The organism is Streptomyces sp. NPDC012825, from assembly GCF_042900925.1.
In the GTDB taxonomy this organism is placed as follows: domain Bacteria; phylum Actinomycetota; class Actinomycetes; order Streptomycetales; family Streptomycetaceae; genus Streptomyces.
In genome coordinates, this window is the sequence record NZ_JBIBBZ010000005.1 from 230,027 (window position 1) to 254,016 (window position 23,990).

Genomic DNA, 23,990 nt, shown 5'->3' on the forward strand with positions numbered 1-23,990 from the left:
CTCCGTGACCCGAAAGCGACGCACGGGGGTTGCGTTCCCGTCGGGGCGGCGCAAAGGTATGGCCTCAATCCATTGGGTCCGTTGCGGGGAGCTGACGCTGCCATGACGCTCGAAGAAACGACCGGGAGCACGTCCGGGAAGACGCCCGGGGACGGGAGGGCGCCCGGGGACGGGAGGGCGCCCGGAGACGGGAAGGCGCCCGGAGACGGGAAGGCGCCCGGGGACGGGAAGGCGTCCGGAGCCCCGCCGGAGGACGACTACCTGAAGCGGCGCGCGCTGCGCCGCGGCAGCGCCGGCTGGCTGCTGCTCACCGGTCTCGGCGTCGCCTACGTCGTCTCCGGGGACTTCTCCGGCTGGAACATCGGCCTGTCGAAGGGCGGTTTCGGCGGGCTCGCCGTCGCCACCGTCCTGATGGGCGCGATGTACGCCTGTCTGGTCTTCGCGCTCGCCGAGCTCTCCGCCATCCTGCCCACGGCGGGCGGCGGCTACGGCTTCGCGCGCCGGGCGCTCGGCACCTGGGGCGGCTTCCTCACCGGGACGGCGATCCTCATCGAGTACGTCCTCGCCCCCGCCGCGATCTCGATCTTCATCGGCGACTACGTCGAGTCCCTCGGGCTCTTCGGCCTGGAGTCCGGCTGGCCGGTCTACCTGGTCTGCTTCGCGCTCTTCATCGGGATCCACCTGTGGGGCGTGGGCGAGGCGCTGCGGTTCAGCCTGGTCGTGACGGCGATCGCGGTCGCGGCCCTGGTCGTCTTCGCGCTCGGCGCGTTCACCGACTTCCACGTGGACGGCCTGAACGACATCCCGGTGGACGGCGAGGCGTTCGGCTCGAACTCCTGGCTGCCGTTCGGCCTGCTCGGGATCTGGGCCGCGTTCCCCTTCGGCATGTGGTTCTTCCTCGGCGTCGAGGGGGTGCCGCTGGCCGCCGAGGAGGCGAAGGACCCGGTCCGGTCGATGCCGAGGGCGCTGGCGATCGCGCTGGGCGTCCTGGTGCTGCTCGCCGTCATGACCTTCCTCGCCGCCACCGGGGCGCGCGGCGCGGCCGCCGTCCAGGAGGCGGGGAACCCGCTGGTCGTGGCGCTCCAGGGCGACGGGGAGCCGACGGCGCTCAGCCGGTTCGTGAACTACGCGGGTCTGGCCGGTCTGGTCGCCTCCTTCTTCTCCCTCGTCTACGCCGGCTCGCGTCAGCTCTTCGCCCTCTCCCGGGCGGGCTACCTGCCCCGCTTCCTCTCCCTGACCAGCCGCCGCAAGTCGCCCTACCTGGGGCTCCTCGTCCCGGGCGCGATCGGCTTCGCGCTCGCGGCCGGCACCGGGGACGGGGCGCGGATGCTGAACATCGCGGTCTTCGGCGCCACCATCTCGTACGCCCTGATGGCGCTCTCGCACATCGTGCTGCGCCGTCGCGAGCCGCGCCTGCACCGGCCGTACCGCACGCCCGGCGGGACCGCGACCTCGTCGACGGCCCTCGTCCTGGCCCTGTCGGCCCTGGTGGCGACCTTCCTGGTGGACCGGACGGCGGCGCTCATGGCGCTCGGGGTGTACGCGATCGCCCTCGCCTACTTCGCGTTCTACAGTCGGCACCACCTGGTGGCGAAGGCGCCCGAGGAGGAGTTCGCGGCGCTCGCCGCGGCCGAGGCCGAACTCGCACGCGACTGACCCCGTCCCGACCCCCTTGGAGGAACCGTCGTGTCGAAGCCGCTCATCGGCGTGACCACCTATCTGAACCGAGCCCGCTGGGGGGTGTGGGACATGGAGGCCGCGCTGCTGCCCTCCGCGTACCCCCGGCTCGTACGGGAGGGCGGGGGGATCGCGGTGATGCTCCCGCCGGACGGTCCGGACGCCGCCGCGCCGGTCGTGGCCCGGCTCGACGGGCTGGTCGTCGCGGGCGGGGCGGACGTGGAGCCCGTACGGTACGGGGCCGAGCCCGACCCGCGTACCGGCCCTCCGGCCAGGGAGCGGGACGCCTGGGAGCTGGCCCTGATCGACGCGGCCCTCGCCTCCGGCACCCCGCTCCTGGGCATCTGCCGGGGGATGCAGCTGCTCAACGTGGCCCTCGGGGGCACGCTGGTCCAGCACCTGGACGGGCACGTGGAGGCGGTCGGGGTGATCGGCCGGCACAAGGTCGAGCCGGTGCCGGGCTCGCTCTACGCCTCCCTGGTGCCGGAGCCGGCCGAGGTCCCGACCTACCACCACCAGGCCGTGGACCGGCTGGGCGCGGGGCTCGCGGTCTCGGCCCACGCGGAGGACGGCACGGTGGAGGCGGTGGAGCTGGCCGCCCCGGCCTGGGTACTCGGCGTGCAGTGGCACCCGGAGATGGGCGATGACACGCGCGTGATGCGGGGACTGGTCCAAGCAGCGGCGACGGCGGCCGGGGGACGTACCTGATCAGGCGGCCGCGCGGGCGGCGAGCACCGTGCGGTCGCCGCGCATCAGGAGGGCGTAGAGGGCGGCGGAGACGCCCATGCCGACGGGCAGGGAGAGGTCGAGGCCGCCGAGGGCGGTGGCGACGGGCCCGGTGTAGAGGGTGTTGACGCAGAGGGCCCCGGCCGCGACGCCCGCGACGAGGGCGAGCGCCCCGGCCCGGTTGACGCCGGCGGTGTACCAGAAGGGGCTGCCGGGGGTCTCGTCGGAGAGCGCGACGCCGTCGTAGCGGCAGCGGCGCAGCAGGACGTCGGCGGCGTACACGGCCATCAGCGGGCCGACCAGGACGGTGATCACCTGGAGGGCGTTGCTGACGGTGTCCAGGAAGTCGGAGACGAGGACGCCGTACAGGGTCAGGGCGACGGCCACGGCGCCGTCGAGGAGGACGCTGACGGAGCGGCGGACGCGCAGGCCGACGGCCTGGAGGGCGAGTCCGGCGCTGTAGGCGGTCAGGGCGTTGATGGCGATGGTGCCGAGGACCAGGGCGAGCAGGAAGACCGGCACGAACCAGCCGGGCAGGATCTCCTGGAGCGCGGTCTGCGGGTCGGTCATGTCGACGGCGGTGGCCGCGAGGGCGCCGAGGGAGCAGACGACGACGCTGGGCAGGAAGGCGCCGAGGGCGGTCCAGCCGACGATCGCCCTCTTCGGGGCGGTGCGGGGCAGGTAGCGGGAGAAGTCGGCGCTCGTGGTGTACGAGAGCGGGCCCGAGGCGATCATCGTGGTGCCCGCGAGGAGCAGGGACCACAGCTCGGTGCCGGAGGGGCGCGCGGCAGGGGCGTACGAGAGGTCGGCGTGCCGCAGGACGGCGTACGCGACGACGGCGAAGGCCGCGGCGAGGACGAGTGTGATCGGCAGGTAGAGCCTGACGATCAGGCCGTGGCCGTAGACGCTGATGACCAGCGTGAGGGCGGCGATCACCACGATGACGGCCACCTCGACGGGGACGGTGACCGCGACGCCGGTCCTCTCCACGAGCGCGAAGGCGGCGGTGGCCGCGGCGGCCAGGTTGAGGGCGAAGTAGCAGACGGAGACCAGCCAGCCGCCGACGGCGTTGTTCACGCGGTTGCCCAGGACGCCGTAGGCGGCGCGGGTGATCACCTCGCTGGGCGCGCCGGCGGCCGGGCCCGAGGTGGCGAGCAGTCCGGTGAGCACCCAGAAGAGGTTGCCCACGACGATCACGCCGAGGGCCTGCCAGAGGCTCAGGCCCATGAGGACGAGGGCGCCGCCGATGACCAGGCTCAGGTAGTTGACGTTCGCCGCGGCCCACACGGAGAAGAGCTCGCGGGGGTGTCCGTGGCGCTCCCCGTCGGGGATGTGGTCGATGCCGTGGGCCTCGACGCGGCCGGGCCGGTCGGCGGCCGGCGGAGTGACCCGAGCGGCCCCGGAGGCCGGGTCCTGGTCGGGGATCGTGGAAGCCATGCGGCCCTCCGGAAGCGTGTGGTGCCCACCTGGTTGCTTATTGGTCGCACACTCAATAGCATCCCGGGTATGTCGTCAAGCGTTGAGCGCAAGCGCGTTCGGAAAACTCCGGAGGCCCGGCGGGCGGAGATCGTGGAGGCGGCGGCCCGGGTCGCCCTGACCGAGGGCCTGGAGTGCGTCACCCTGCGGCGGATCGCCGAGGAGCTGGCCGTGCGGCCGGGCCTGATCAGCCACTACTTCCCCTCGGCGGAGGAGCTCGTGGCCGAGGCGTTCGCCGTGGCCTCCACCGGCGAACTCGACTCCCTGCTGCCCGCCGAACGGCCGCACGGCACCCCCGCGCAGTACCTCGCGCGCTACTTCGCCCTCTCGGCCGGAGAGGCGTACGACGACATCAGCCGCCTGTGGATCAACGCCCGGCACCTCAGCCGCTACCGGCCCGTCCTGCGCGACCGGGTCGCCGAGCAGGAGCGCGCCTCCGACGACCGCCTCGAAGGGCTCGTCCGCGAGGGCGTCGAGCGGGGCGAGTTCCGCACGGACGACCCGCGCGCCACGGCCATCCAGATCCTGGTCGTCCTCGACGGGCTCGGCGCCCACGCCAACACCGACCGGACCGACCGGCCGGAGGTGGTGACCCGCATGGCCGTCAGTACGGCGGAACGCGAACTCGGCCTGGCGGCCGGGACGCTGACGAGGACGCCGCTGCCGGCGGTGCCGGACTGAACCGTACGGGCCCGCCCGTACGGGTGGTGGCGCCGGCCGGGGCTCGGTCGTCCGGCCGTACCCGCCGAAGTCACCCATGGGCCCCGCCCCGCCTCCGTACCACCGAAGAAGAACCCCGCGACCCTCCCTGGAGCCACCCGTGCGCACCCGTCTCGTCCTGCTCTCCGCCCGTCTGCTCGACCCCGGCACGGGGGCGTTCCTGCCGGAGACCGCGCTCGCCGTCTCCGAGGACGGCCGGATCGCGGCCCTGGGCGACGACCGCGAGATCCGCGCGCTCGCCGGGCCGGCCGCCACCGTGGTCGATCTCCGGGGAGCCGTCGTCACCCCCGGACTCGTCGACGGCCACGTGCACCCCGTCTCCGGCGCCGAGCTGACGCACGGCCTCGACCTGTCGTACTGCGCCGACCTCGACGACGTGCGGGAGGCCCTCGCCCGCGAGGTGCGGACCCTGGAGCGCGGGGCGTGGCTGTTCGGCTGGGGCCTCGACCCGAACGTCTTCGGCGACCGGCCCGTCGGCACCGCCCCCTTCGACTCCGTCCTCGACGGGGTGCCCGCCTTCCTGCTGCTGTTCGACGCCCACTCGGCCCTCGCCAGCCGCCGGGCCCTCGAACTCGCCGGGGTCGACGGCCCCCGCACCTTCGACCAGGCCTCCGCCGAGGTCGTCTGCGACGCCGACGGGCGCCCCACCGGCCTCCTCCAGGAGGACGCGGCCTGCGAGCTGGTCGAGCGGGTCGCCCCGAAGCCGACGCGCGAGGAGAGCCGGGAGCGGCTCGCGGCCGCGCTGCGCGCCATGGCCGCCACGGGCCTGACCGGCGGCCACGCCATGGACGCCAACGGCGACAGCCTCGCCCTGTACGGGGAGCTCGACGCGGCCGGTGAGCTGCCGCTGCGGCTGCGGGTGGCGCCCTGGTGCCAGCCCGGCACCGACGCCGACGGCGTACGGGCCCTGATCGAGCGGCAGGGCACCGGCGGGGCGCTGTGGCGGGTCGCCGGCGTGAAGCTCTTCATGGACGGGACCATCGACAACGGCACCGCGTGGCTGGAGCGCCCCGACTGCCACGGCGAGTCCACGCACGCCTTCTGGCCGGACCCCGACGCGTACACCCGGATCGTCGGCGAGCTGCACCGGGCGGGCGTGCCCACCGCGACGCACGCCATCGGGGACGCGGCCGTCCGGCACGTCCTCGACTCTGTCGAGAAGGCGCGCGCCCTGGGCGGCGGAGAGGTGCGGCACCGGGTCGAGCACATCGAGACCGTCCCGGACGACACCCTGCGCCGCTTCGCGGAGCTGGGCGTCCTCGCCTCCATGCAGCCCACCCACTGCTGCGACTTCACCCGCGCCGACCACACCGACAACTGGTCGCGCCGGCTCGGCGAGGAGCGCGCCTCGCGCGCGTGGCGCTGCCGGGACCTGCTGGACTCCGGGGCGACCGTGGTCCTCGGCTCGGACTGGCCGATCGCGCCGTTCCCGCCGCTCGGCGTGATGGCCGGGGCCCGGCACCGGCGCCCGAGCCGCGACCTCGGGCAGGCGCCGCACGGACCCGAGCAGGCGCTGACGCCCCTGGAGGCGCTGCGGGGCCTGACGACGGCTCCGGCGTACGCGGCGGGCGAGGAGCACGAGGCGGGCCGGATCGCCCTCGGCCACCGCGCCGACCTGGCCGTCTTCGCCGCCGACCCGCTGACCACGGCCGCGACGGACCTGCCGAACCTGCCGGTCCTGCTGACGGTCCTCGACGGGCGGATCACCCACCGCGCGACGAGCGTCTGATCACCGGCTGCGGGGTTGGGCGTGGGGCCGACTCCGGGGTCGGTCGTGGGGCCGATCGCGGGCCGGTCGTGGACCGGGCTCCTACGGCCGGTCGCGGGTCAGGGAGAGCAGGTCCCGGGCCGGGCCCGTGGGGCGGTGGCCGGCGGGCCAGACGGCGCGCAGGTCCCGGCGCAGCAGCACCCCCGCGACCGGGACGGCGACCAGACGGCGGGAGGCCAGTTCCTCGGTGATCGCCAGTTCGCTGAGGACGGCCGGGCCCGCCCCGCTGACGGCGGCGGCCTTCACCGCGGTCGTGGAGGCGAGTTCGAGGAGCGGTCGCGCGAGGCCGCCGTGGGCGGCGAGCGCCGCGTCGAGGACCTGCCGGGTGCCCGAGCCGCGCTCCCGCAGCACCAGCGGGGTCGCGGCCAGCTCCGCCGGGTCCAGCGGGGCGCGGCGGCGGGCCCACGGGTGCGAGGGCGCGGCGACGACCGCGAGCCGGTCGTGGGCGACGACCACGCCGTCGAGGCCGTCCGGCACGGCGAGGCCCTCCACGAAGCCGACGTCCGCGCCGCCCGCGAAGAGGCGTTCCGCGACGGCCGCCGAGTTCCCGGCCTGGAGCGACACGGCGGTGTCGGGGCGTTCGGCGCGCAGGGCGATCAGCCAGCCGGGCAGCAGGTACTCGGCGATCGTCATGGACGCGGCCACCCGCAGCCGCGAGTCGCGCCGACCGCGCAGGGCCTGCGCCCCGGCGTCGAAGGCCTCCGCCGCCTCCACGATCCGCCGCGCCCAGTCCGTGACGAGGGCGCCCGCGTCGGTGAGCCGGGAGCCGCGCGGCGAACGGTCGACCAGGGCCACCCCCAGCTGCCGTTCCATGGAGCGGATCCGGCTGCTCGCGGCGGGCTGGGTGATCCCGATCTCGCGGGCGGCGGCGCCGAGACTGCCGTGCCGGGCGACGGCGAGGAGCAGTTCGAGCGCGCCGAGGTCGGGGACGCGGTGGGAGAGGTGGGGCCGCGGCGCCCCGGCCCCGACGGGGACCACCGGACCGCCACGGGCAGCCGAACCGCCACGGGCCGCCGAGCCGCCCCCGGACACGGAGCCGCCCCCGGAAACGGCGCCGTTCGAAGCCGTACCGCCCGGAGCCGTGCCGCGTCGGCCCTCGGCCCGGGCCCCGTCCTCGCGTGCCCCGTCTCCATGGGCATCGTCGCCCCGCGTTCCCCTGCTCATAAACCCAGCTTATGGCGTCATAGCCGCATGATCCCTGGTCCGGGCGCCGGAACGGGACGACGGTGGGGCCATGGCAAGCGTCGCACCCCTCCGCCCGACCCCCCTTCCGGTCCCCCGCGCCACCGCCCCCGGCGCCGGACCGGGCCTCCGGGTCCGCTCCGTCCGTCACCTCGGACCCCACTGGTACGCCTCCGTGATGGGCACGGCGATCGTCGCCACCGCGGGCGCCGCCCTCCCGGTGCACGTCCCCGGCCTCCGTACGGCATGCGCGGCGGTCTGGGCCCTGTCGCTCGTGATGCTGCTCGTCCTGCTCCCGGCCCGCGCGCTGCACTGGATCCACCACCGCGACCAGGCGCGCGCCCACCTCCTGGACCCGGCCGTGGCCCCGTTCTACGGCTGTCTCTCGATGGCGCTGCTCGCGGTCGGCGGCGGGGCCCTGCTCGTGGGACGGGACTGGATCGGGCTCCCGGCGGCCGTCGCGCTCGACGCCGTCCTGTTCGGCGCCGGCACCCTGATCGGCCTGGCGGCGGCCGTGGCCGTCCCGTACCTCATGGTGGTGCACCACCGGATCGAGGGCGCGTCCCCGGTGTGGCTGCTGCCGCTGGTCGCCCCCATGGTCTCCGCCGCCCTCGGCCCGCTGCTCGTCCCCCACCTGCCCGCCGGGGAGGCCCGGCAGACGCTCCTGCTCGCCTGCCACGCGCTGTTCGGCGTCAGCCTGCTCGCCACCCTGGTCGTACTGCCCCTGGTCTTCGGGCGGCTCGTCACCGGCGGTCCGCCGCCGCTCGCGCTGACCCCCACCCTCTTCCTGGTGCTCGGCCCCCTCGGCCAGTCGACGACCGCCGCGAACAAGTTCGCCGACGCGGCCCCGGGCGTGCTGCCCGCGCCGTACGCGGACGGCTTCGCCGCCTTCGCCGTCCTCTACGGGGTGCCCGTCATGGGGTTCGCGCTGCTGTGGCTGGCGCTCGCCGGGGCGATGGTGCTGCGGGCGCGGCGCCGGGGCATGGACTTCGCGATGACCTTCTGGGCGTTCACCTTCCCGGTCGGGACCTGCGTGACCGGCGCCGAGGGACTGGCCGGGCACACCGGTCTGGCCGCCTTCCGGTGGCTGGCGGTCGGCCTGTACGCACTCCTCGTGGCGGCCTGGCTGGTGGCCGGTCTGCACACCCTGCGCGGCCTCGTCAGCGGCGCGCTGCTCGCAGGGCCCGGGCGAGCCTCTCCGGAGCCTCGGCCAGCGACGGCCCGTACCAGGTGAGCATGCGCCCGTCGACGAGGGCGGCGGCGGTCCCGGGGAAGGCCTCGGGGCCGTCGTCGCGCGTGAAGCGGTAGGGCTCGTCGGGCAGGACGACCAGGTCGGGGGCGGCGGCGCGGAGCTCGTCGAGCGAAAGGCGGGGGTAGCGCTCGGGGTGGCCGGCGTACGCGTTGCGGATCCCGAGGCGGGCGAGCAGGTCGCCGGCGAAGGTGTCGCGGCCCAGGACCATCCAGGGGCGGCGCCAGATCGGCACGACGGCGGTGAGCGGCGCCTCCGGGCACAGGGGCACGACCGCGGCCCAGGCGTCCTCGGCCTCCGCCAGCCAGCGGGGCCGCCGGGGCGCGCCGCAGGCGGCGAGGGTCCGGGCCAGTTCGCGCAGGCCCTGGTCGAGGGTGCGGACCTCGGTGACGAGGACGTCGAGCCCGGCGGCCCGCAGGGCGTCAAGGTCGGGGGCGCGGTTCTCCTCCTCGTTGGCGAGGACGAGATCGGGGCGCAGGGCGGTGATGGCGGGGACGTCGGGGTTCTTGGTGCCGCCGGTCCGGACGACGTCGAGCCCGGCGGGGTGGACGCACCAGTCGGTGGCGCCGACGAGGACGCCGGGCAGGGTGACGGCGACGGCCTCGGTGAGGGAGGGCACGAGCGAGACGACCCTCATCGCCGCGCCTCCGGGCCCCGGAGACCCTTCACTCCTCCTCCGCCTCCACGTGCTCCCCGACGGCCACGACCAGGAGCCGGGTGCCGGGCTCGGTGGCGCGCCAGCGGTGCCGTACCCCGCCGGAGAGGTAGAGGGTGTCCCCCCGGTCGAGCCGGTAGGCGCGGCCCTCGGCCTCGACCTCGGCGGCGCCGTCGGCGACGTAGAGCAGCTCGTCGTTGCGGTGCTGGAACTCGCGGCCCGCGTCCTGCTCGCCGGTGAACTCCAGGGCGTGCAGCTGGTGGCGGCCCCGGACGAGGGACCGGATGCCCTCGGGCAGGCCGGAGGCGTTCTCCGCGGACCGTACGACGTCGACGGTGCGGGCGGCCTCGGCGACGGCGAGGAGTTCCCCGGCCGTGGTCTCCAGGGCCTCGGCGACGAGTTCGAGGGAGCGGCGACTGGGGCGGGCCCGGTCGTTCTCGACCTGGCTGAGGAAGGGCACGGAGAGGCCGCTGCGGGAGGCGACGACGGCCAGGGTGAGCTGGAGCGCTCTGCGGCGCCTCTTGACGGCCGCGCCCACGCGGGGTGATTCCTTCTCGTCCATGTCGGCTCCCTCCCTCGCGCCTCGTGCCCGTCGCGATCCTCGTACCGGTCGGTTACCTGAACCTTACGCAGCTTTGGGGCGGGGTTTCGCGTCGTGCCGAAAAAGGGGCGGTCGCCGGACACGCACGGCGACCACCCCTTTTCGGACAGGGACCGTCCCGGTCCCGTCGGGCGGTTACTGCGGGGTGAGCTTCTCCGCGAGGCCGGGGTTCCGGTCGAGCCAGGTGCGGACGGCCTGCTGCTCCTTGCCCTTGCCGGTCTCCTGGATGACCGCTTCGAGGCCCGTGAGCTGCTTCTCGCTCAGCTCGAAGTCCTTCAGCCAGGCGCCGACCTCGGGGTTCTCCTCGGTGAAACCCTTACGGGCGAGGGTGTGGACGCCGTCGCCCTCGCCCCAGGTCCCCTTGGGGTCCTTCAGCTTCTTCAGGTCGTGGGCGGAGTAGGCCCAGTGCGGGGACCAGAGGGTGACGACGACGGGCTCCTTGCGCTCGTACGCGCGCTTCAGCTCGGCGAGCATGCCGGGCGTGGAGCCGTCGACGACCTCGTACTCGCCCTCCAGGCCGTACTCCTTGAGGACCTTGTCCTTGAGGATGCCCATCATTCCGGCGCTGGGCTCGATGCCGACGATCCGGCCCTTGAACTGCCCGGCCTTGCCCTTGAGGTCGGCGAGGGGGTCGACGCCCTTCACGTACGAGGGGACGGAGAGCTCCAGGGAGGTGGGGCCGTACCAGGAGCCGAGGTCCTCCAGCTCGTTCTGGTACTTCTCCCAGTACTGGGCGTGGGTGACGGGGAGCCAGGCGTCGGTCTGGAAGTCGAGCTGTCCGCCGGCCAGGCCGGTGTAGAGCGCGCCGGCCTCCAGCTGCCTGGTGTCGACCTCGTAGCCGCGCCGCTCCAGGAGCTCCTTCCACAGGTACGTGGAGGCGATGCCCTCGTCCCAGGGGATGTAGCCGATGCTGACCTTCTTGCCGTTGCCGCCGCCGGCGCTCCCGGAGCCGGTCCCGAGGAAGCCGGTGCCTCCCGCCACGAGGGCGAGGACGACGACGCCGACGAGGGCGGTGACGGGCTGCGGCCGGTGGGCCCAGAGCTTGGCGCCGGGGCGCTTGGCGGTCGCGGCGCGCGCCTTGGCGGCGGCGCGGCGGCCCAGCGGGGAGACCTGGCGGCCGAGGGCGCCGGTCATCCGGTCGAGGTACATGGCGAGGACGACGATGGAGACGCCGGCCTCGAAGCCGAGGCCGATGTCGACGTTGCCGATGGCGCGGTAGACGGCGCCGCCGAGTCCGCCGCCGCCGACCATGCCGGCGATGACGACCATGGACAGGCCCAGCATGATGACCTGGTTGACGCCGGCCATGATCGTGGGGAGGGCGAGCGGCAGCTGCACGCGCAGCAGGGTGTTGCGCGGGGTGGTGCCGAACGCCTCGGCGGCCTCGACGAGTTCGCCGTCGACCTGGCGGATGCCGAGTTCGGTCATCCGGACGCCCGGGGGCAGCGCGAAGACGATGGTGGCGATGATGCCGGGGACCACGCCGACGCCGAAGAAGATGATGCCGGGGATCAGGTAGACCATGGCGGGCATGGTCTGCATGAAGTCGAGGATGGGCCGCATGACGGCGCTGACGGTCTTCGAGCGGGCCGCCCAGATGCCGAGCGGCACGGCGATCACCAGGGTGACCAGGGTGGCGACGAGGACGAGGGAGAGCGTCGCCATGGCCTCGTCCCACAGCTGGACGGAGTCGACGAGCGCGAAGCCCGCGAAGGCGAGGAGACCGGCGGCGAAGCCGCGCAGCCACCAGGCGACGACGGCGAGGATGCCGGCGAAGAGCAGGGGCTGGGGCGCGGAGAGGACGGCGTCGATGCCGTCGTAGAGGCCGGTGACGCCGGTGGTGACGGCGTCGAAGAGCCAGGAGAACTGGGCCTGGAGCCAGTCGACGGAGCTGTCGACCCACTGGCCGAGGGGCAGCCTAGGCACCGGCGGTCACCTCCTGCCCGTTCTTCGCGGGGACCTTCTCGGCGCTGTCGTCCTTCGTGGGAACGCTCTTCGCACCGGGGTCCTTCGCGCCGGCGCCCTTGATGGTGGAGCCCTTGATGGCGGCGCGCCTGTCCTCGACGCCCCTCGTGGTGACGTCGTTCGCGGCGGTGTCGTGCGTGCCGAGGCCGCCCATCACGCCGAGGAGGCGCTCCGGGGACACGGTGCCGAGGACGGTGCCGTCGGTGTCCTCCACCGTCACGGGGTGCGGGGTGCCGGCGGCGACGGCGCACAGGTCCGCGACGAGGGTGTCGGGTCCGACGGGTCCGCAGGGGCAGCCGTCGGGGCAGTCGGCCGCAGGGGCGCCCTCCGTCATGACGGCGGAGGCGGTGAGCACCCGGGAGCGGTCGACGTCCTGGATGAAGGAGGCCACGTAGTCGTCGGCGGGGCGGACGAGGATGTCCTCGGCGGTGCCGAGCTGGACGATCCTGCCGTCGCGCATGACGGCGATCCGGTCGCCGAGGCGCATGGCCTCGTTGAGGTCGTGGGTGATGAAGACGATGGTCTTCTTCAACTGCTTCTGGAGGACCAGGAGTTGGTCCTGCATGTCGCGGCGGATCAGCGGGTCGAGCGCGCTGAACGACTCGTCCATGAGGAGCAGGTCGGCGTCGGTGGCGAGCGCCCGGGCCAGGCCGACGCGCTGCTGCATGCCGCCGGAGAGCTCGTCGGGCCAGGACTTCTCCCAGCCGGCGAGGCCGCACAGGGCGAGGGCCTCGGTGGCGCGGGTCTCGCGCTCGGCGCGGGGCACGCCCTGGACCTCCAGGCCGTAGGCGGCGTTCTCCAGGACGTTTCGGTGCGGGAAGAGGGCGAAGTGCTGGAAGACCATGCTGATCCGGCGGGAGCGGACCGCGCGCAGGTCCCGGGGGGAGAGCGCGGTGAGGTCGTCGCCGTCGAAGAGGACCCGGCCCGCGGTCGGTTCGAGGAGACCGTTGAGCATGCGCAGGAGGGTGGACTTCCCGGAGCCGGACAGGCCCATCACGACGAAGATCTGGCCGGGCTCGACGACGAAGCCGGCGTCCACGACGGCCGCCGTCGTCCCCTCGGCGCGCAGCTCCTCGCGGTCGGCGCCGTCCGCCAGCCTGCGGACGGCTTCGTCGGGTCGTCTGCCGAACACCTTGTACAGGCGGTCGGCCTGGAGCCTGGACACATACACCTCACGGGTAGGAACGAAGAACGGCCCCGCCACCCCCGCGAGGCCGGACCGTGGAGCCCGCGGGATCGGCCCGCGCCCCGTCGCGTACGGGACCTTTTCGTTGAATTCCGTACCGGGGTTCACTCCGGGACCGCGCATGCCCGGGGCCGAAGGTCGCAAACGCAAAGGTGACGGGGGTCACGGAAGAACGGTCCGGAAGCCCCGTTTCCGGTGTTTCCCCGGTGCGTCGCGCCGCGCCATAGGATCGGCCGGGTGACGCGACGTTTGATGCTCCTCGACACCGCCAGCCTCTACTTCCGCGCGTACTTCGGCGTGCCGGACTCCGTCCGGGCTCCCGACGGCACCCCGGTGAACGCCGTGCGCGGGCTGCTCGACTTCATCGGCAGGCTCGTCCAGGACCACCGCCCGGACGACCTGGTGGCCTGCTGGGACGAGGACTGGCGGCCGCAGTGGCGGGTGGACCTGATCCCGTCGTACAAGGCGCACCGGGTGGCCGTGGAGACGGAGACGGGCCCGGACGAGGAGGAGGTGCCGGACACCCTGTCCCCGCAGGTGCCGGTGATCGAGGAGGTCCTGGCGGCGCTCGGCATCGCGCGGATCGGGGCGGCGGGGTACGAGGCGGACGACGTGATCGGGACGCTGGCGGGGCGGGCCGCCGGGCCGGTGGACATCGTCACGGGCGACCGGGACCTGTTCCAGCTGGTGGACGACGCCCGGGAGGTGCGGGTCCTTTACCCGCGCAAGGGCGTCGGCGACTGCGACCTGGTGGACGGCGAGCTGATCCGCACGAAGTACGGGGTGCGCCCCGACCGGTACGCGGACTTCGCCGCGCTGCGCGGGGACGCCAGCGACGGGCTGCCGGGCGTGAAGGGCATCGGCGAGAAGACGGCGGCGCAGCTGATCACGGAGTACGGGGACCTGGCGGGGGTGCGGGCTGCGGCGGAGGACCCGGCTTCGAGGCTGACCCCGGCCAAGCGGCGCGGGATCGTGGAGGCGGCCGCGTACCTGGACGCGGCACCGACGGTGGTACGGGTCGCCACCGACGTACCGCTGCCGGAGTTCGACCCGGCCCTCCCCCGGGGCCCCCGCGACCCGGCGGCCCTGGACGCGCTGGTGAAGCGCTGGGGCCTCACCGGGGCCGTGGGACGGCTGCTGCCGGTCCTGGAACGCTGAACCGGCCGGGCCGGAACCGGCCCGTCCGCGCGACGAGGTGCTAGCTTAGGCATACCTAAGTAAGCAGAGCCAGGGGAGCACGTCGTGGCAGAGCAGCCGACCCGCAGGTCACCGAAGGCCACCGAGGCGCGCGTGGTGCACACGGAGCGGATCACCCCGCACATGGTGCGGCTCGTCCTCGGGGGTCCGGGACTCGACGGCTTCGGCGTCGGCGAGTACACCGACCACTACGTGAAGCTGCTCTTCTCCCCCGGGGGCGTCACCTATCCGGAGCCCTTCGACATGGAGCGGATCCGTGAGGAGTACCCCCGGGAGCAGTGGCCGACGACCCGGACCTACACGGTACGGGCCTGGGACCCGGAGCGGCGCGAGCTGACCGTCGACTTCGTGGTCCACGGCGACGAGGGTCTCGCGGGCCCGTGGGCGGCGCGCGCCGAGGCGGGCGACACCGTGCGCTTCCTCGGCCCCGGCGGGGGCTACGCGCCGGACGAGACGGCGGACTGGCACCTGCTCGTGGGCGACGAGAGCGCCCTTCCGGCGATCGCGGCGGCCCTGGAGCGGCTTCCCGCCGGGGCGCGGGCGCACGCCTTCGTGGAGATCGAGGACGCGGCGGAGGAGCAGAAGCTGGAGACGGCGGCGGACGTCGACGTCACATGGCTCCACCGGAGCGGCCGCCCGGTGGGCGAGGCACTGGTCGAGGCGGTCCGGACCCTGGACTTCCCGACGGGCGACGTCCACGCCTTCGTCCACGGCGAGGCCGGCTTCGTGAAGGAACTCCGCCGCCACCTGCGCCTGGACCGGGGCGTACCGCGCGAACGCCTGTCCATCTCGGGCTACTGGCGCCTGGGCAAGACGGACGAGGCCTGGCGCGCGATCAAGCGCGACTGGAACGACCAGGTGGAACGCGAACAGGAAAGCTGAGCGGACTTCCGGACGGGGATGGCGGGGCAGGGCCTGTTCTCCTTTCCAGTCTCCTGCCCGACGTTTCCCGGGAGGCCCGTTTCTCCGACGGGAACACCCTCCTGTTCGGCGAACTGCTCCTGAACTTCCCCGGCCAACCGCTACTCCCCCCACCCACCGAAGCCGAGAGCACCCCCACCCCTCGGCCCTCCGAAAGACAGGACTCAGGCCGACCGGATGACGGACACCGACCGCGCCGTGGGCGCCGTCCTGGGCTCCGCCGTGGGCGACGCCCTGGGCGCCCCCTTCGAGTTCGGCCTCCCCGGCGCCTTCCGGGAACGCTTCCCGGACGGCGTCGGCGAGCTGTGCGGAGGCGGCGGCTGGGATCCGGGCGAGGCCACGGACGACACGCAGATGGCCGTTCTGCTCGGGGAGTCCCTCCTCGAACGGGGCGGTCTCGACCTGCCGGACGTCTTCGACCGCTTCCGGCGCTGGGCGGCGGCCGACCCCAAGGACATCGGCCTCCAGACCGAACAGGTGCTGCTCGGCGGCGACCCGTGGAACCTCGCCTCCGCCCTCCACTTCCAAACCACCCTGTACGCCGCCGGGAACGGTTCGCTGATGCGGGCCGCCACCTCGGCCGTGTACTTCGCGGTGCGGGGACGGACGGAGACCATGGAGGCCGCCCGCCGCATCGCCGCCCTGACACACGGCGACGGCGCGGCCTGGGAGGGTACGGCGATCCTCCACGAGTTGGTCCGGGTCGCCCTCCTCGGCGAGGACCCGCTCACCGCCCTGCCCGCCGCCCTCGCCGAGACCGCTCCCGCCCACCGGGAGCGGTGGGCCGGGGTGCTCGCCCCGGACTGGCACCCGGACGACGCCACCGAGTTCAACGGCGCGGTCTGGCCCTGCCTCGGCTCGGCGGTGTGGGCGCTGCGCACCACCCGCTCCCTCGAGGAGGCCCTCGCCGCGGCGGTCGACCTGGGAGGTGACACCGACACGGTGGCGGCGGTGACCGGCACGCTCGCGGGCGCGGTGTACGGCTCCGCCGCCGTCCCCGCCCGCTGGCTGTCCGTACTCCACGTCCCCCTCCCCGGCTTCGGCCGCCGAGTCCTGGACGCCGACGACCTGCGGGACCTCGCGCGGGCCCTGGCCACGGCCGGCTGAGGCGCCGGGCCGGGCTCAGCCCCGGGCGTGGACCGTCGCCAGGACGTCGCGGTCCGGCTGGAGGGTCAGGCCGGGGACCGGGCGTATCCCGTCGGCGGTGACGTCCAGGTGGAAGCGGCGGGCGAGCACCGCGAGGACGAGGACCGCCTCGACGAGGGCGAAGCGGGTGCCGAGGCACACCCGGGGGCCGCCCCCGAACGGGAACCAGGCGTACTCGGGTATCTGCTCCGTCTCCTCACCCGATGCGTCGCCGTCGCCGCTCCCGGGGCTCCCGGTCAGCCAGCGTTCGGGGCGGAAGGCCTCGGGGTCGCCGTACCAGCGGGGGTCGCGGTGGGTGGCCCACTGGCTGGACCAGACGCGGGTGCCGGCGGGGACGGGGGTGCCGGCGATGGTGGCGCCCTCCTTCGCGAGGCCGGTGAGGAGCCAGATGGTGGGGTAGAGCCGGAGGGTCTCCTTCACGACGGCCTGGGTGTAGGCGAGGGAGGCGTAGTCGTCGTAGCCCGGTTCACGGTCGGTGAGGACCCGGTCGAGTTCCTCGGTGAGGGCGTCACGGACCCGGGGGTTGCGGGAGAGCAGGTGCCAGGCCCAGACGAGGGTGGAGCTGGTGGTCTCGTGACCCCCGATGTAGAGGGTGACGGTCTCGTCGCGTATCTCCCGGTCGGAGAGGCGGGCACCGGTCTCGTCCCGGGCGGCGAGGAGCCGGCTGAGCAGGTCGGGCCGTTCGGTGTCGCCGTCGCGGTGACGGGAGACGATCCGGGAGACCTCGGCGTCGATGACGGCCGTGGCGCGCTTGATGCGGGCGCGTCCGGGGGTGGGGACCCAGTCGGGCAGCAGGGCGCCGATGCCGCTGAACTCGGCGCCGATCTCCTTCTGAGCGATGTCCATCGCCCGGCCGATGGACTCGGCGTCGGCGGCCGTGTCGACACCGAAGATGGTGCGGACGGCGATGAGCCGGGTCAGGGCGGCCATCTCCCTCTTGATGTCGATCCGCTGTCCGTCGGTCCACCGGTCGGCGAGGTCGACGGCGCATTCGGCCATGGTCGCCGCGTAGGAGCGGACCTGCTTGGGGCGGACGGAGGGCTGGACGAGGGAGCGCTTGCGCCGCCAGTCGGCGCCCTTCGCGACGACGACGCCGTTGCCGAGGAGGGTGCGGAAGGCGATGCCGAGGTCGGGCTGGTCGAAGGTGCGCTCGATCTCGGTGAGGAGTTCGCCGATGTTGTCGGGGTGGGCGATGAAGAGGGCGCGGCTGCGGCCGAAGCGCCAGCGGACGAAGTCCCCTCGGTCCCGGAGCTGTTCGAAGAAGGCGAGCGGATCCCTGCCGAAGGCGGGCAGGTTGCCGAGGAGGGGCACGCCCCGCGGCCCTTCCGCGAAGACCACCGGCGCCCCCGGCTCTCCCGCCTCTCCCCCCTGCGCCCCGTCATGCATCCTGTCGTGCGTCCCTACATCCGGACCGGCATGTGCGGTCATCCGTTTCCCCTCCCCGACTGCCGTTCCCCGCGTGTGAGTCCATGCAAGCGGAAGGGCCGGGATCCGCGCCACCCCTGTGGACGACGGCCTGTGGACAACGGCGTCGAGAACACGACAGAAGCCGGGGCCCACGGCGTGATCGCCGTGGGCCCCGGCCGGAACTCCCCCGAAGGAGTGAGGAACGTCAGCCCACCGAGCTGTAGGCGACGACGCCCCGCAGCAGCGATTCGACGGCCTTGCGGGCGTTCTTGGCGACGGTGCTGTTCTCCTTGGGCGCGGCGGCGGCGATCTGCCCGAGGACGTCGATCACCTGCTTGCACCAGCGGACGAAGTCCCCGGCGGGCATCTCCGCCTCGCGGAGCACCTGGTCGAGGGTCTTGTCGGAGGCCCACTGGTAGGCCGCCCAGGCGAACCCGAGGTCGGGCTCGCGCTGGCCCACCCCCTCCGCCTGGTTGATCTTGAACTCCTCTTCCAGGGCGTCGAGGCGTCCCCAGATCCGGACCATCTCGCCGAGCGCCGCCTTGGCGTTGCCGGTGGGCAGCTTGGGTGCGACGGCGTCGTCGGCCTGACGGGACTCGTACACCAACGCGGAGACGCAGGCGGCGAGTTCGGGCGGGGTGAGGCCCTCCCAGACCCGGTCGCGGAGGCACTCGCTCGCCAGCAGGTCGAGCTCGCCGTAGAGCCGGGCGAGCCGCTTGCCGTTGTCCGTGACCTCGTCGCCGCGCAGGTAGTCGAGCTCGGTGAGGAGCGCGACGATCCGGTCGAAGGTGCGGGCGATGGTGTTGGTGCGGCCCTCGATGCGCCGCTCCAGCTGCCGGGTGTCGCGCTGGAGGCGGTGGTAGCGCTCGGCCCAGCGGGCGTGGTCCTCGCGCTCGTCGCAGCCGTGGCAGGGGTGGGCCCGGATCGCGGTGCGCAGCCGGGAGATCTCGCGGTCGTCGGCGGCGGCGGCGCGGTTCTTGCGGTGCCGCTCGGGGTTGACGTGACCTGCCTTGCTGCGCAGCGCGGAGGCGAGGTCGCGGCGGGACTGCGGGGAGCGCGGATTGAAGGACTTGGGGATCTTCATGCGCTCCAGCGCCTCGACCGGGACGGGGAAGTCGATGGAGGCGAGCCTCTTGACCTGCCGCTCGGCGGTGAGGACGAGCGGGCGGGGCCCGTCGTGGTGCTCGAAGCCGCGGTGTCCGTTGGTACGGCCCGCAGGAATGCCGGGGTCGAGGACGAGCGCGAGGCCGGCGAACTTTCCGGTGGGGACGTGGATGACGTCGCCGGGCTTCAGCTTCTCCAGGGAGCTCGCCGCCTGGGCGCGGCGCTGGGCGGCGCCCTGCTTGGACAGCTCCGTCTCGCGGTCCTTGAGGTCGCGGCGGAGCAGCGCGTACTCCTCGAAGTCCCCGAGGTGGCAGGTCATGCCCTCGCGGTAGCCCGTGAGGCCCTCCTCGTTCTTCTGGACCTGCCGGGAGATCCCGACGACGGAGCGGTCGGCCTGGAACTGCGCGAACGAGGTTTCGAGGAGTTCGCGGGACCGGTGCCGGCCGAACTGGTCGACGAGGTTGACCGCCATGTTGTACGAGGGCCGGAAGCTGGAGCGCAACGGGTACGTGCGCGTGCCGGCCAGTCCGGCGAGGTGGCCGGGGTCGAGGCCGCGCTGCCAGAGGACGACGGCGTGTCCCTCGACGTCGATGCCGCGGCGTCCGGCACGGCCGGTGAGCTGCGTGTACTCGCCGGGGGTGATGTCGGCGTGCTGCTCGCCGTTCCACTTGACCAGCTTCTCCAGCACGACGGACCGCGCCGGCATGTTGATGCCGAGGGCGAGGGTCTCGGTGGCGAAGACCGCCTTGACGAGGCCGCGGACGAACAGCTCCTCGACGACCTCCTTGAAGGTGGGGAGCATGCCCGCGTGGTGGGCGGCGATCCCCCGCTCCAGGGCTTCGAGCCACTCGTAGTAGCCGAGGACGTGGAGGTCCTCGCCGGGGATGGAGGCGGTGCGCTCCTCGACGATCTCGCGGACCCGCTGCCGGGCGTCGTCGTCGTTGAGGCGGAGCCCCGCGTAGAGGCACTGCTGGACGGCGGCCTCGCAGCCCGCGCGGCTGAAGATGAAGGTGATGGCGGGCAGGAGCCCCTCGGCGTCGAGGCGGTCGATGACCTCGGGGCGGCCGGGGGTCCAGATGCGGGAGCGCTGGCGGCGCTCGCGCTCGCGGTCGGCCTCGCGGACCATCTTGCCGCGCCGCCGGTCGCGCGGGTTGTACGTGCGCGTGTTCTCGGTGCGGGCGAGGCGGAGGAGGTCGGGGTTGACCTCGCGCCGGGAGGCGCCGCGGCCGCCGTGGTCGGTCTCCTCCTCGAAGAGGTCGTACATCCGGCGTCCGGCGAGGACGTGCTGCCAGAGCGGGACGGGGCGGCTCTCGGAGACGATGACCTCGGTGTCGCCGCGGACGGTGTCGAGCCAGTCGCCGAACTCCTCCGCATTGGAGACGGTCGCGGAGAGTGAGACGAGGGTGACGGATTCGGGGAGGTGGATGATCACTTCCTCCCAGACGGCGCCGCGGAAGCGGTCCGAGAGGTAGTGCACCTCGTCCATGACGACGTACCCGAGGCCGGAGAGCGCCTGGGAGCCCGCGTAGAGCATGTTGCGGAGGACTTCGGTGGTCATGACGACGATCGGCGCGTCGCCGTTGACGCTGTTGTCCCCGGTGAGCAGGCCGACCTTGCCTGCTCCGTACCGCTTGACGAGGTCGGCGTACTTCTGGTTCGACAGCGCCTTGATGGGGGTCGTGTAGAAGCACTTGCGGCCCTGGGTGAGGGCCAGGTGGACGGCGAACTCGCCGACGATGGTCTTGCCGGAGCCCGTGGGCGCGGCGACGAGTACCCCCTTGCCGGCTTCGAGGGCCTTGCACGCCTCGATCTGGAAGGGGTCCAGGTCGAAGTCGTACATCTCGCGGAAGGGGGCCAGCGCGGTGGCTCGCTCGGCGTTGCGGGCGCGGGCGGCCGCGTACGCCTCGGCTGGTGTGAGGTCCTCTGTCATCTTGTTGTCGAGACTACCCGCCACCTCTGACAGTGACGCGACCTTTATCGCACGATCGCCGGGCCCCCGGACGAAGCCCGGGGGCCCGGCGGGATCAGGTGATGTCGTCGTAACCGTTGAGGCGCCGTACGCCGCCGGGCTCCCCGGTGGCCTGCTCGGGCAGGGCGCGGGGGGCGCTCACGGCCTCGACGGCGCCGACCGGCTCGGGGGCGAGGTCGAGCGCGGAGGCCTCGTCGTCGTCGAGCTCGGCGTCGGGGTCGCGGCGCCTGCGCCGCCGGTCGTTGAGGAGGGAGAAGCCGACGGCCCCGAAGTACAGGACGGTGATGGGCCCGGCGAGGGCGATCATGCCGACGGGGTCGGTGGTGGGGGTGATGACGGCGCCGAAGACGAAGACGCCCATGATCACGCCGCGCCACCAGCCGGCCATGCGGCGGCCGGTGAGGATGCCGGTGAGGTTGAGCATCACCAGGACGAGCGGGAGCTCGAAGGCGAGGCCGAAGACGAGCACCATGCGCAGGGTGAAGTCGAGGACGTCACCGAGCGAGAGGAGGTTCGCGGCGCCCTCGGGCGTGAGGCTGATGAGGACCTTCACGCTGATGGGGAGGATGAGGTACGCGAGGTAGGCGCCGGCGGCGAAGAGCGGCACGGCCGCGCCGACGAAGGCGTACGTGTACTTCTTCTCGTTCCTGTGCAGCCCGGGCGCGATGAAGGCCCACAGCTGGTAGAGCCAGACGGGACTGGCGACGACGAGGCCCGCCGTCAGCGACAGCTGGATCGTCGTGCTGAACGGCGCCATCAGCGTGGTGAAGGTGACGACCGCGCAGTTTCCGCCGTCGCTGGTGACGCCCGGTGGGCATTTGGGTACCGGCTTCACCAGGAACTGCATCAGCTCCTCGCTGTACACGAGGGCGACGATCGTCACCGCCGAGATGGCGAGGAGGCCCTTCGCCAGGCGGTTGCGGAGTTCGCGGAGGTGCTCCACGAGGGGCATGCGGCCCTCGGGATCCTTCTCCTGCTTGCGGGCAGACTTGAGCAACCCACGTCCTCATCTCGTGCGGCAGCCGCCGCCCGGTGCGGCGGCGGCGTCGAACCGGGTCAGCGCTTGGTGGTGTCCGTGGGCTCGGTCACGGGACGCGCGCTGGTCACGTCGCCGGGAGCGGCCTGGATGGTGCGCGGGGCGGACTGGTCCGGCGTTCCGGTTCCGGGGTGCGGCGGATCGGCGGGCGCGCTCTGCTGGTCGTCGGACTTCATCGCCTTGGCCTCGCTCTTGAGGATGCGGGCCGACTTGCCGAGCGAGCGGGCCATGTCCGGGAGCTTCTTGGCGCCGAACAGCAGGATGATGACGACGAGGATGAGGATGATCTCGGTGGGGCCGAGCCTACCCATAGCTGTTTACCTTCTTCACCGAGGCGACATGGAGTGCGTGCCCGGCGGGTCGGACAGGCGTCCGGCCGCCGCGCTGTCTGCGATCGTAACCCGCAGGAGTAAACGGGGGGCAATGCCCGTGCGTACTCCCGATTGCGTCCCGCGTGCCCCGGCCGGGGCCGCTTCTCGCAGCGTACGGCACGGGTTCAGCGGAGCGTCTCGCCGGTTCGGGCGAGGTCGGCGGCGGCGTCCTCGAGCTCTTCGGCGGCCCGGGCGATCCGGTCGCTGGTGCGGGCCACTTGACGGCCGAGGCGCTGGACCTCCAGGAAGACCTTGACGGCGAGGACGCCGAGGACGGCGATGCCGAGGAAGCCGAGGGCGATGGCGAGCATGGGCCAGAACATGGGGCGAGCCTAGACGGTGGGCGGCGGGGGGCCGGTCAGACGGTGGTGTGGAGGCGCAGTGTCCGGACGCCGCCCCCGGTGAGGAGTTCGACGATGCGCTCGCCCGCGGGCTTGCGGACGGCGCTTCCGCACTCGGGGCAGGTGAAGGAGTAGAAGGTGGTGCGGCGGCTGGCCCCGATGGCGAGGCGCAGGGCGTTCGGCGCGAGCTCGAAGCGGGAACGGCAGTCGGGGCAGGCGGCCTTGAAGAGGACCGGGGCCACCGTCGCCGCAAAACCGTGCATCACGGACATTTCCCTCATCTCTTTCGTCCCGGGCCGTTCATCCCGCTCGCGCCGGGCCGTCCCCGCCGTGCCTCACCCGTTCTCGTACGCGGCGAGCGCGGCGGCGGCCGCCGTCCTGGCGCTGTCGGCGAGCTCGGCCGGCGCGACGATGCGCCCGTCGCTGCCGAGCCGGAGCGCGAGCCGGCGCAGCGAGGCGGGGTCCGGTGTGCGCAGGGTGATCCGCAGACCGCCGTCGGGCAGCTCGTCGGCCCGGTCGTGCGGGTAGTACTCGGCGACCCAGCGGCCCCCGGGGCCGACCTCGACCACGACCTCGGGGTCGTCGGCGGAGGGCTGGACCAGGTTCTCGGAGAGGTCCCGCAGCTCCAGCTCCGGCGGCGCGGCGGGCTCGTCCAGGAGGCGGATCTCCGCGACCCGGTCGAGCCGGAAGGTGCGGCGCGCCTCGGAGAGGCGGCACCACGCCTCCATGTAGGTGTGGCCGACGGCGAAGAGCCGGATGGGGTCGACCTCGCGCTCGGTGAGCTCGTCGCGCGCGGGCGAGTAGTAGCGCACCCACAGGCGGCGGCGCTCGGAGATCGCCCGGTCGACCTCGGCGAAGACCCCGCCCTCGGCCTCGAAGGTCACCGAGAGCCGGGCGCTGGCCCCGGCTGCCTCGCCGGCCGCGGCCTCCAGCTTGGCGGTGGCGCGCAGCAGGGCCTCCCGGTCGCCCTCGCGGAGCCCCGGCAGGGTGGCGACGGCGCGGGCGGCGACGAGCAGGGCGGTCGCCTCGTCGGCGGCGAGGCGCAGCGGGGCGGCGACGTCGTCGGGGTTGTGCCACCAGATCCGGTCGCCGTCGGTGTCGATGTCGAGGAGGTCGCCGCCCCGGAAGCTGGTGCCGCACATGGGCAGCACGTCCAGGTCGGAGATCAGCTCGTCCTCGGTGATGCCGAAGGCGCGCGCCACGTCGGCGACGTGGGCGCCGGGACGCTCGCGGAGGTAGGTGACGAGGGAGAGCATCCGCCTCGTCTGGTCGATCGCGTTGGCAGCCATGCGT

21 protein-coding genes are annotated in these 23,990 nt (G+C 73.6%); 8 read left to right on the forward strand and 13 right to left on the reverse strand.

Annotated features, from left to right (window positions below):
- Window positions 1-102 precede the first annotated feature (102 nt).
- Both eat and ACFY7E_RS14645 read left to right on the forward strand, forming a co-directional pair.
- Complete coding sequence (gene eat, locus ACFY7E_RS14640) at window positions 103-1,656, forward strand: ethanolamine permease (RefSeq protein ID WP_389484598.1); 1,554 nt, start codon at window positions 103-105, stop codon at window positions 1,654-1,656.
- A gap of 30 nt (window positions 1,657-1,686) precedes the next feature.
- A complete protein-coding gene (locus tag ACFY7E_RS14645; RefSeq protein ID WP_389484600.1) occupies window positions 1,687-2,385 on the forward strand; it encodes a gamma-glutamyl-gamma-aminobutyrate hydrolase family protein in 699 nt (232 codons plus the stop codon).
- Here ACFY7E_RS14645 and ACFY7E_RS14650 read toward each other — a convergent pair whose 3' ends face one another.
- Window positions 2,386-3,840: a purine-cytosine permease family protein gene (locus ACFY7E_RS14650; RefSeq protein ID WP_389484602.1), complete on the reverse strand. Its 1,455-nt coding sequence runs from the start codon at window positions 3,838-3,840 to the stop codon at window positions 2,386-2,388.
- Window positions 3,841-3,909: 69 nt separating this feature from the next.
- Here ACFY7E_RS14650 and ACFY7E_RS14655 point away from each other — a divergent pair, with 69 nt between their 5' ends.
- Together ACFY7E_RS14655 and ACFY7E_RS14660 are read left to right on the forward strand one after the other, a co-directional pair.
- Window positions 3,910-4,560: a TetR/AcrR family transcriptional regulator gene (locus ACFY7E_RS14655; RefSeq protein WP_389484605.1), complete on the forward strand. Its 651-nt coding sequence runs from the start codon at window positions 3,910-3,912 to the stop codon at window positions 4,558-4,560.
- A gap of 139 nt (window positions 4,561-4,699) precedes the next feature.
- Complete coding sequence (locus tag ACFY7E_RS14660; protein WP_389484607.1) at window positions 4,700-6,328, forward strand: amidohydrolase; 1,629 nt, start codon at window positions 4,700-4,702, stop codon at window positions 6,326-6,328.
- A gap of 81 nt (window positions 6,329-6,409) precedes the next feature.
- Here the strand turns inward: ACFY7E_RS14660 and ACFY7E_RS14665 are convergent, their stop codons facing one another.
- A complete protein-coding gene (locus tag ACFY7E_RS14665) occupies window positions 6,410-7,345 on the reverse strand; it encodes a LysR family transcriptional regulator (RefSeq protein ID WP_389484609.1) in 936 nt (311 codons plus the stop codon).
- 256 nt (window positions 7,346-7,601) lie between these two features.
- Here ACFY7E_RS14665 and ACFY7E_RS14670 point away from each other — a divergent pair, with 256 nt between their 5' ends.
- Entirely contained in the window at window positions 7,602-8,783 is a 1,182-nt protein-coding gene (locus tag ACFY7E_RS14670) for a TDT family transporter (protein ID WP_389484612.1), read from the forward strand.
- On the opposite strand, the gene ACFY7E_RS14675 is transcribed toward ACFY7E_RS14670, so the two are convergent.
- The 4 genes from ACFY7E_RS14675 to ACFY7E_RS14690 form a co-directional block, all read right to left on the reverse strand.
- Complete coding sequence (locus ACFY7E_RS14675; protein ID WP_389484615.1) at window positions 8,710-9,435, reverse strand: helical backbone metal receptor; 726 nt, start codon at window positions 9,433-9,435, stop codon at window positions 8,710-8,712. The genes ACFY7E_RS14670 and ACFY7E_RS14675 overlap by 74 nt on opposite strands.
- Before the next feature lie 28 nt (window positions 9,436-9,463).
- Entirely contained in the window at window positions 9,464-10,015 is a 552-nt protein-coding gene (locus ACFY7E_RS14680) for a helix-turn-helix domain-containing protein (RefSeq protein WP_389484618.1), read from the reverse strand.
- A 174-nt stretch (window positions 10,016-10,189) separates the two neighbouring features.
- Window positions 10,190-11,980 (reverse strand): ABC transporter permease/substrate binding protein, encoded by a 1,791-nt coding sequence (locus tag ACFY7E_RS14685; RefSeq protein ID WP_389484621.1) that lies wholly within the window; start codon window positions 11,978-11,980, stop codon window positions 10,190-10,192.
- Window positions 11,973-13,184, reverse strand: coding sequence for a glycine betaine/L-proline ABC transporter ATP-binding protein (locus tag ACFY7E_RS14690; protein WP_389484624.1), 1,212 nt, complete (start codon window positions 13,182-13,184; stop codon window positions 11,973-11,975). The genes ACFY7E_RS14685 and ACFY7E_RS14690 overlap by 8 nt, the downstream gene beginning before the upstream one ends.
- Window positions 13,185-13,457: 273 nt before the next feature.
- On the opposite strand from ACFY7E_RS14690, the gene ACFY7E_RS14695 reads away from it, so the two are divergent.
- The 3 genes from ACFY7E_RS14695 (at window position 13,458) to ACFY7E_RS14705 (ending at window position 16,430) form a co-directional block, all read left to right on the forward strand.
- Window positions 13,458-14,363, forward strand: a complete 906-nt coding sequence (locus ACFY7E_RS14695) for a 5'-3' exonuclease H3TH domain-containing protein (RefSeq protein WP_389484967.1) — start codon at window positions 13,458-13,460, stop codon at window positions 14,361-14,363.
- A gap of 84 nt (window positions 14,364-14,447) precedes the next feature.
- Window positions 14,448-15,284, forward strand: a complete 837-nt coding sequence (locus tag ACFY7E_RS14700) for a siderophore-interacting protein (RefSeq protein WP_389484626.1) — start codon at window positions 14,448-14,450, stop codon at window positions 15,282-15,284.
- A 216-nt stretch (window positions 15,285-15,500) separates the two neighbouring features.
- Entirely contained in the window at window positions 15,501-16,430 is a 930-nt protein-coding gene (locus ACFY7E_RS14705; RefSeq protein WP_389484629.1) for an ADP-ribosylglycohydrolase family protein, read from the forward strand.
- A 15-nt stretch (window positions 16,431-16,445) separates the two neighbouring features.
- Here the strand turns inward: ACFY7E_RS14705 and ACFY7E_RS14710 are convergent, their stop codons facing one another.
- The 7 genes from ACFY7E_RS14710 to ACFY7E_RS14740 all read right to left on the reverse strand — a co-directional run bounded on the left by ACFY7E_RS14710 (window position 16,446) and on the right by ACFY7E_RS14740 (window position 23,986).
- Window positions 16,446-17,897 carry a cytochrome P450 gene (locus ACFY7E_RS14710; RefSeq protein ID WP_389484632.1) on the reverse strand — a complete coding sequence of 484 codons (1,452 nt, stop codon included), beginning with the start codon at window positions 17,895-17,897 and terminating at the stop codon, window positions 16,446-16,448.
- A 184-nt stretch (window positions 17,898-18,081) separates the two neighbouring features.
- Window positions 18,082-20,910, reverse strand: a complete 2,829-nt coding sequence (locus ACFY7E_RS14715; protein WP_389484635.1) for a DEAD/DEAH box helicase — start codon at window positions 20,908-20,910, stop codon at window positions 18,082-18,084.
- A 94-nt stretch (window positions 20,911-21,004) separates the two neighbouring features.
- Complete coding sequence (gene tatC / locus ACFY7E_RS14720; protein ID WP_383445045.1) at window positions 21,005-21,901, reverse strand: twin-arginine translocase subunit TatC; 897 nt, start codon at window positions 21,899-21,901, stop codon at window positions 21,005-21,007.
- A gap of 104 nt (window positions 21,902-22,005) precedes the next feature.
- Window positions 22,006-22,296, reverse strand: a complete 291-nt coding sequence (gene tatA / locus ACFY7E_RS14725) for a Sec-independent protein translocase subunit TatA (RefSeq protein ID WP_389484637.1) — start codon at window positions 22,294-22,296, stop codon at window positions 22,006-22,008.
- Window positions 22,297-22,481: 185 nt separating this feature from the next.
- On the reverse strand, window positions 22,482-22,679 hold the full coding sequence (locus ACFY7E_RS14730; RefSeq protein WP_383445036.1) for a hypothetical protein: 198 nt from the start codon (window positions 22,677-22,679) through the stop codon (window positions 22,482-22,484).
- A gap of 35 nt (window positions 22,680-22,714) precedes the next feature.
- Window positions 22,715-22,978, reverse strand: a complete 264-nt coding sequence (locus ACFY7E_RS14735) for a hypothetical protein (protein WP_383445034.1) — start codon at window positions 22,976-22,978, stop codon at window positions 22,715-22,717.
- A gap of 54 nt (window positions 22,979-23,032) precedes the next feature.
- Window positions 23,033-23,986, reverse strand: a complete 954-nt coding sequence (locus ACFY7E_RS14740; RefSeq protein ID WP_389484640.1) for a helix-turn-helix transcriptional regulator — start codon at window positions 23,984-23,986, stop codon at window positions 23,033-23,035.
- Window positions 23,987-23,990: the final 4 nt, after the last annotated feature.

What these genes read in the sequence shown, in the direction of transcription:
- eat (WP_389484598.1), top strand. Translation starts at nt 103, where the DNA reads ATGACGCTCGAAGAAACGACCGGGAGCACGTCCGGGAAGACGCCCGGG.
- ACFY7E_RS14650 (WP_389484602.1), bottom strand. Translation starts at nt 3,840, where the DNA reads ATGGCTTCCACGATCCCCGACCAGGACCCGGCCTCCGGGGCCGCTCGG.
- ACFY7E_RS14655 (WP_389484605.1), top strand. Translation starts at nt 3,910, where the DNA reads ATGTCGTCAAGCGTTGAGCGCAAGCGCGTTCGGAAAACTCCGGAGGCC.
- ACFY7E_RS14670 (WP_389484612.1), top strand. Translation starts at nt 7,602, where the DNA reads ATGGCAAGCGTCGCACCCCTCCGCCCGACCCCCCTTCCGGTCCCCCGC.
- ACFY7E_RS14675 (WP_389484615.1), bottom strand. Translation starts at nt 9,435, where the DNA reads ATGAGGGTCGTCTCGCTCGTGCCCTCCCTCACCGAGGCCGTCGCCGTC.
- ACFY7E_RS14680 (WP_389484618.1), bottom strand. Translation starts at nt 10,015, where the DNA reads ATGGACGAGAAGGAATCACCCCGCGTGGGCGCGGCCGTCAAGAGGCGC.
- ACFY7E_RS14695 (WP_389484967.1), top strand. Translation starts at nt 13,458, where the DNA reads ATGCTCCTCGACACCGCCAGCCTCTACTTCCGCGCGTACTTCGGCGTG.
- ACFY7E_RS14705 (WP_389484629.1), top strand. Translation starts at nt 15,501, where the DNA reads ATGACGGACACCGACCGCGCCGTGGGCGCCGTCCTGGGCTCCGCCGTG.
- ACFY7E_RS14710 (WP_389484632.1), bottom strand. Translation starts at nt 17,897, where the DNA reads ATGACCGCACATGCCGGTCCGGATGTAGGGACGCACGACAGGATGCAT.
- ACFY7E_RS14715 (WP_389484635.1), bottom strand. Translation starts at nt 20,910, where the DNA reads ATGACAGAGGACCTCACACCAGCCGAGGCGTACGCGGCCGCCCGCGCC.
- tatC (WP_383445045.1), bottom strand. Translation starts at nt 21,901, where the DNA reads ATGCCCCTCGTGGAGCACCTCCGCGAACTCCGCAACCGCCTGGCGAAG.
- tatA (WP_389484637.1), bottom strand. Translation starts at nt 22,296, where the DNA reads ATGGGTAGGCTCGGCCCCACCGAGATCATCCTCATCCTCGTCGTCATC.
- ACFY7E_RS14730 (WP_383445036.1), bottom strand. Translation starts at nt 22,679, where the DNA reads ATGTTCTGGCCCATGCTCGCCATCGCCCTCGGCTTCCTCGGCATCGCC.
- ACFY7E_RS14735 (WP_383445034.1), bottom strand. Translation starts at nt 22,978, where the DNA reads ATGAGGGAAATGTCCGTGATGCACGGTTTTGCGGCGACGGTGGCCCCG.
- ACFY7E_RS14740 (WP_389484640.1), bottom strand. Translation starts at nt 23,986, where the DNA reads ATGGCTGCCAACGCGATCGACCAGACGAGGCGGATGCTCTCCCTCGTC.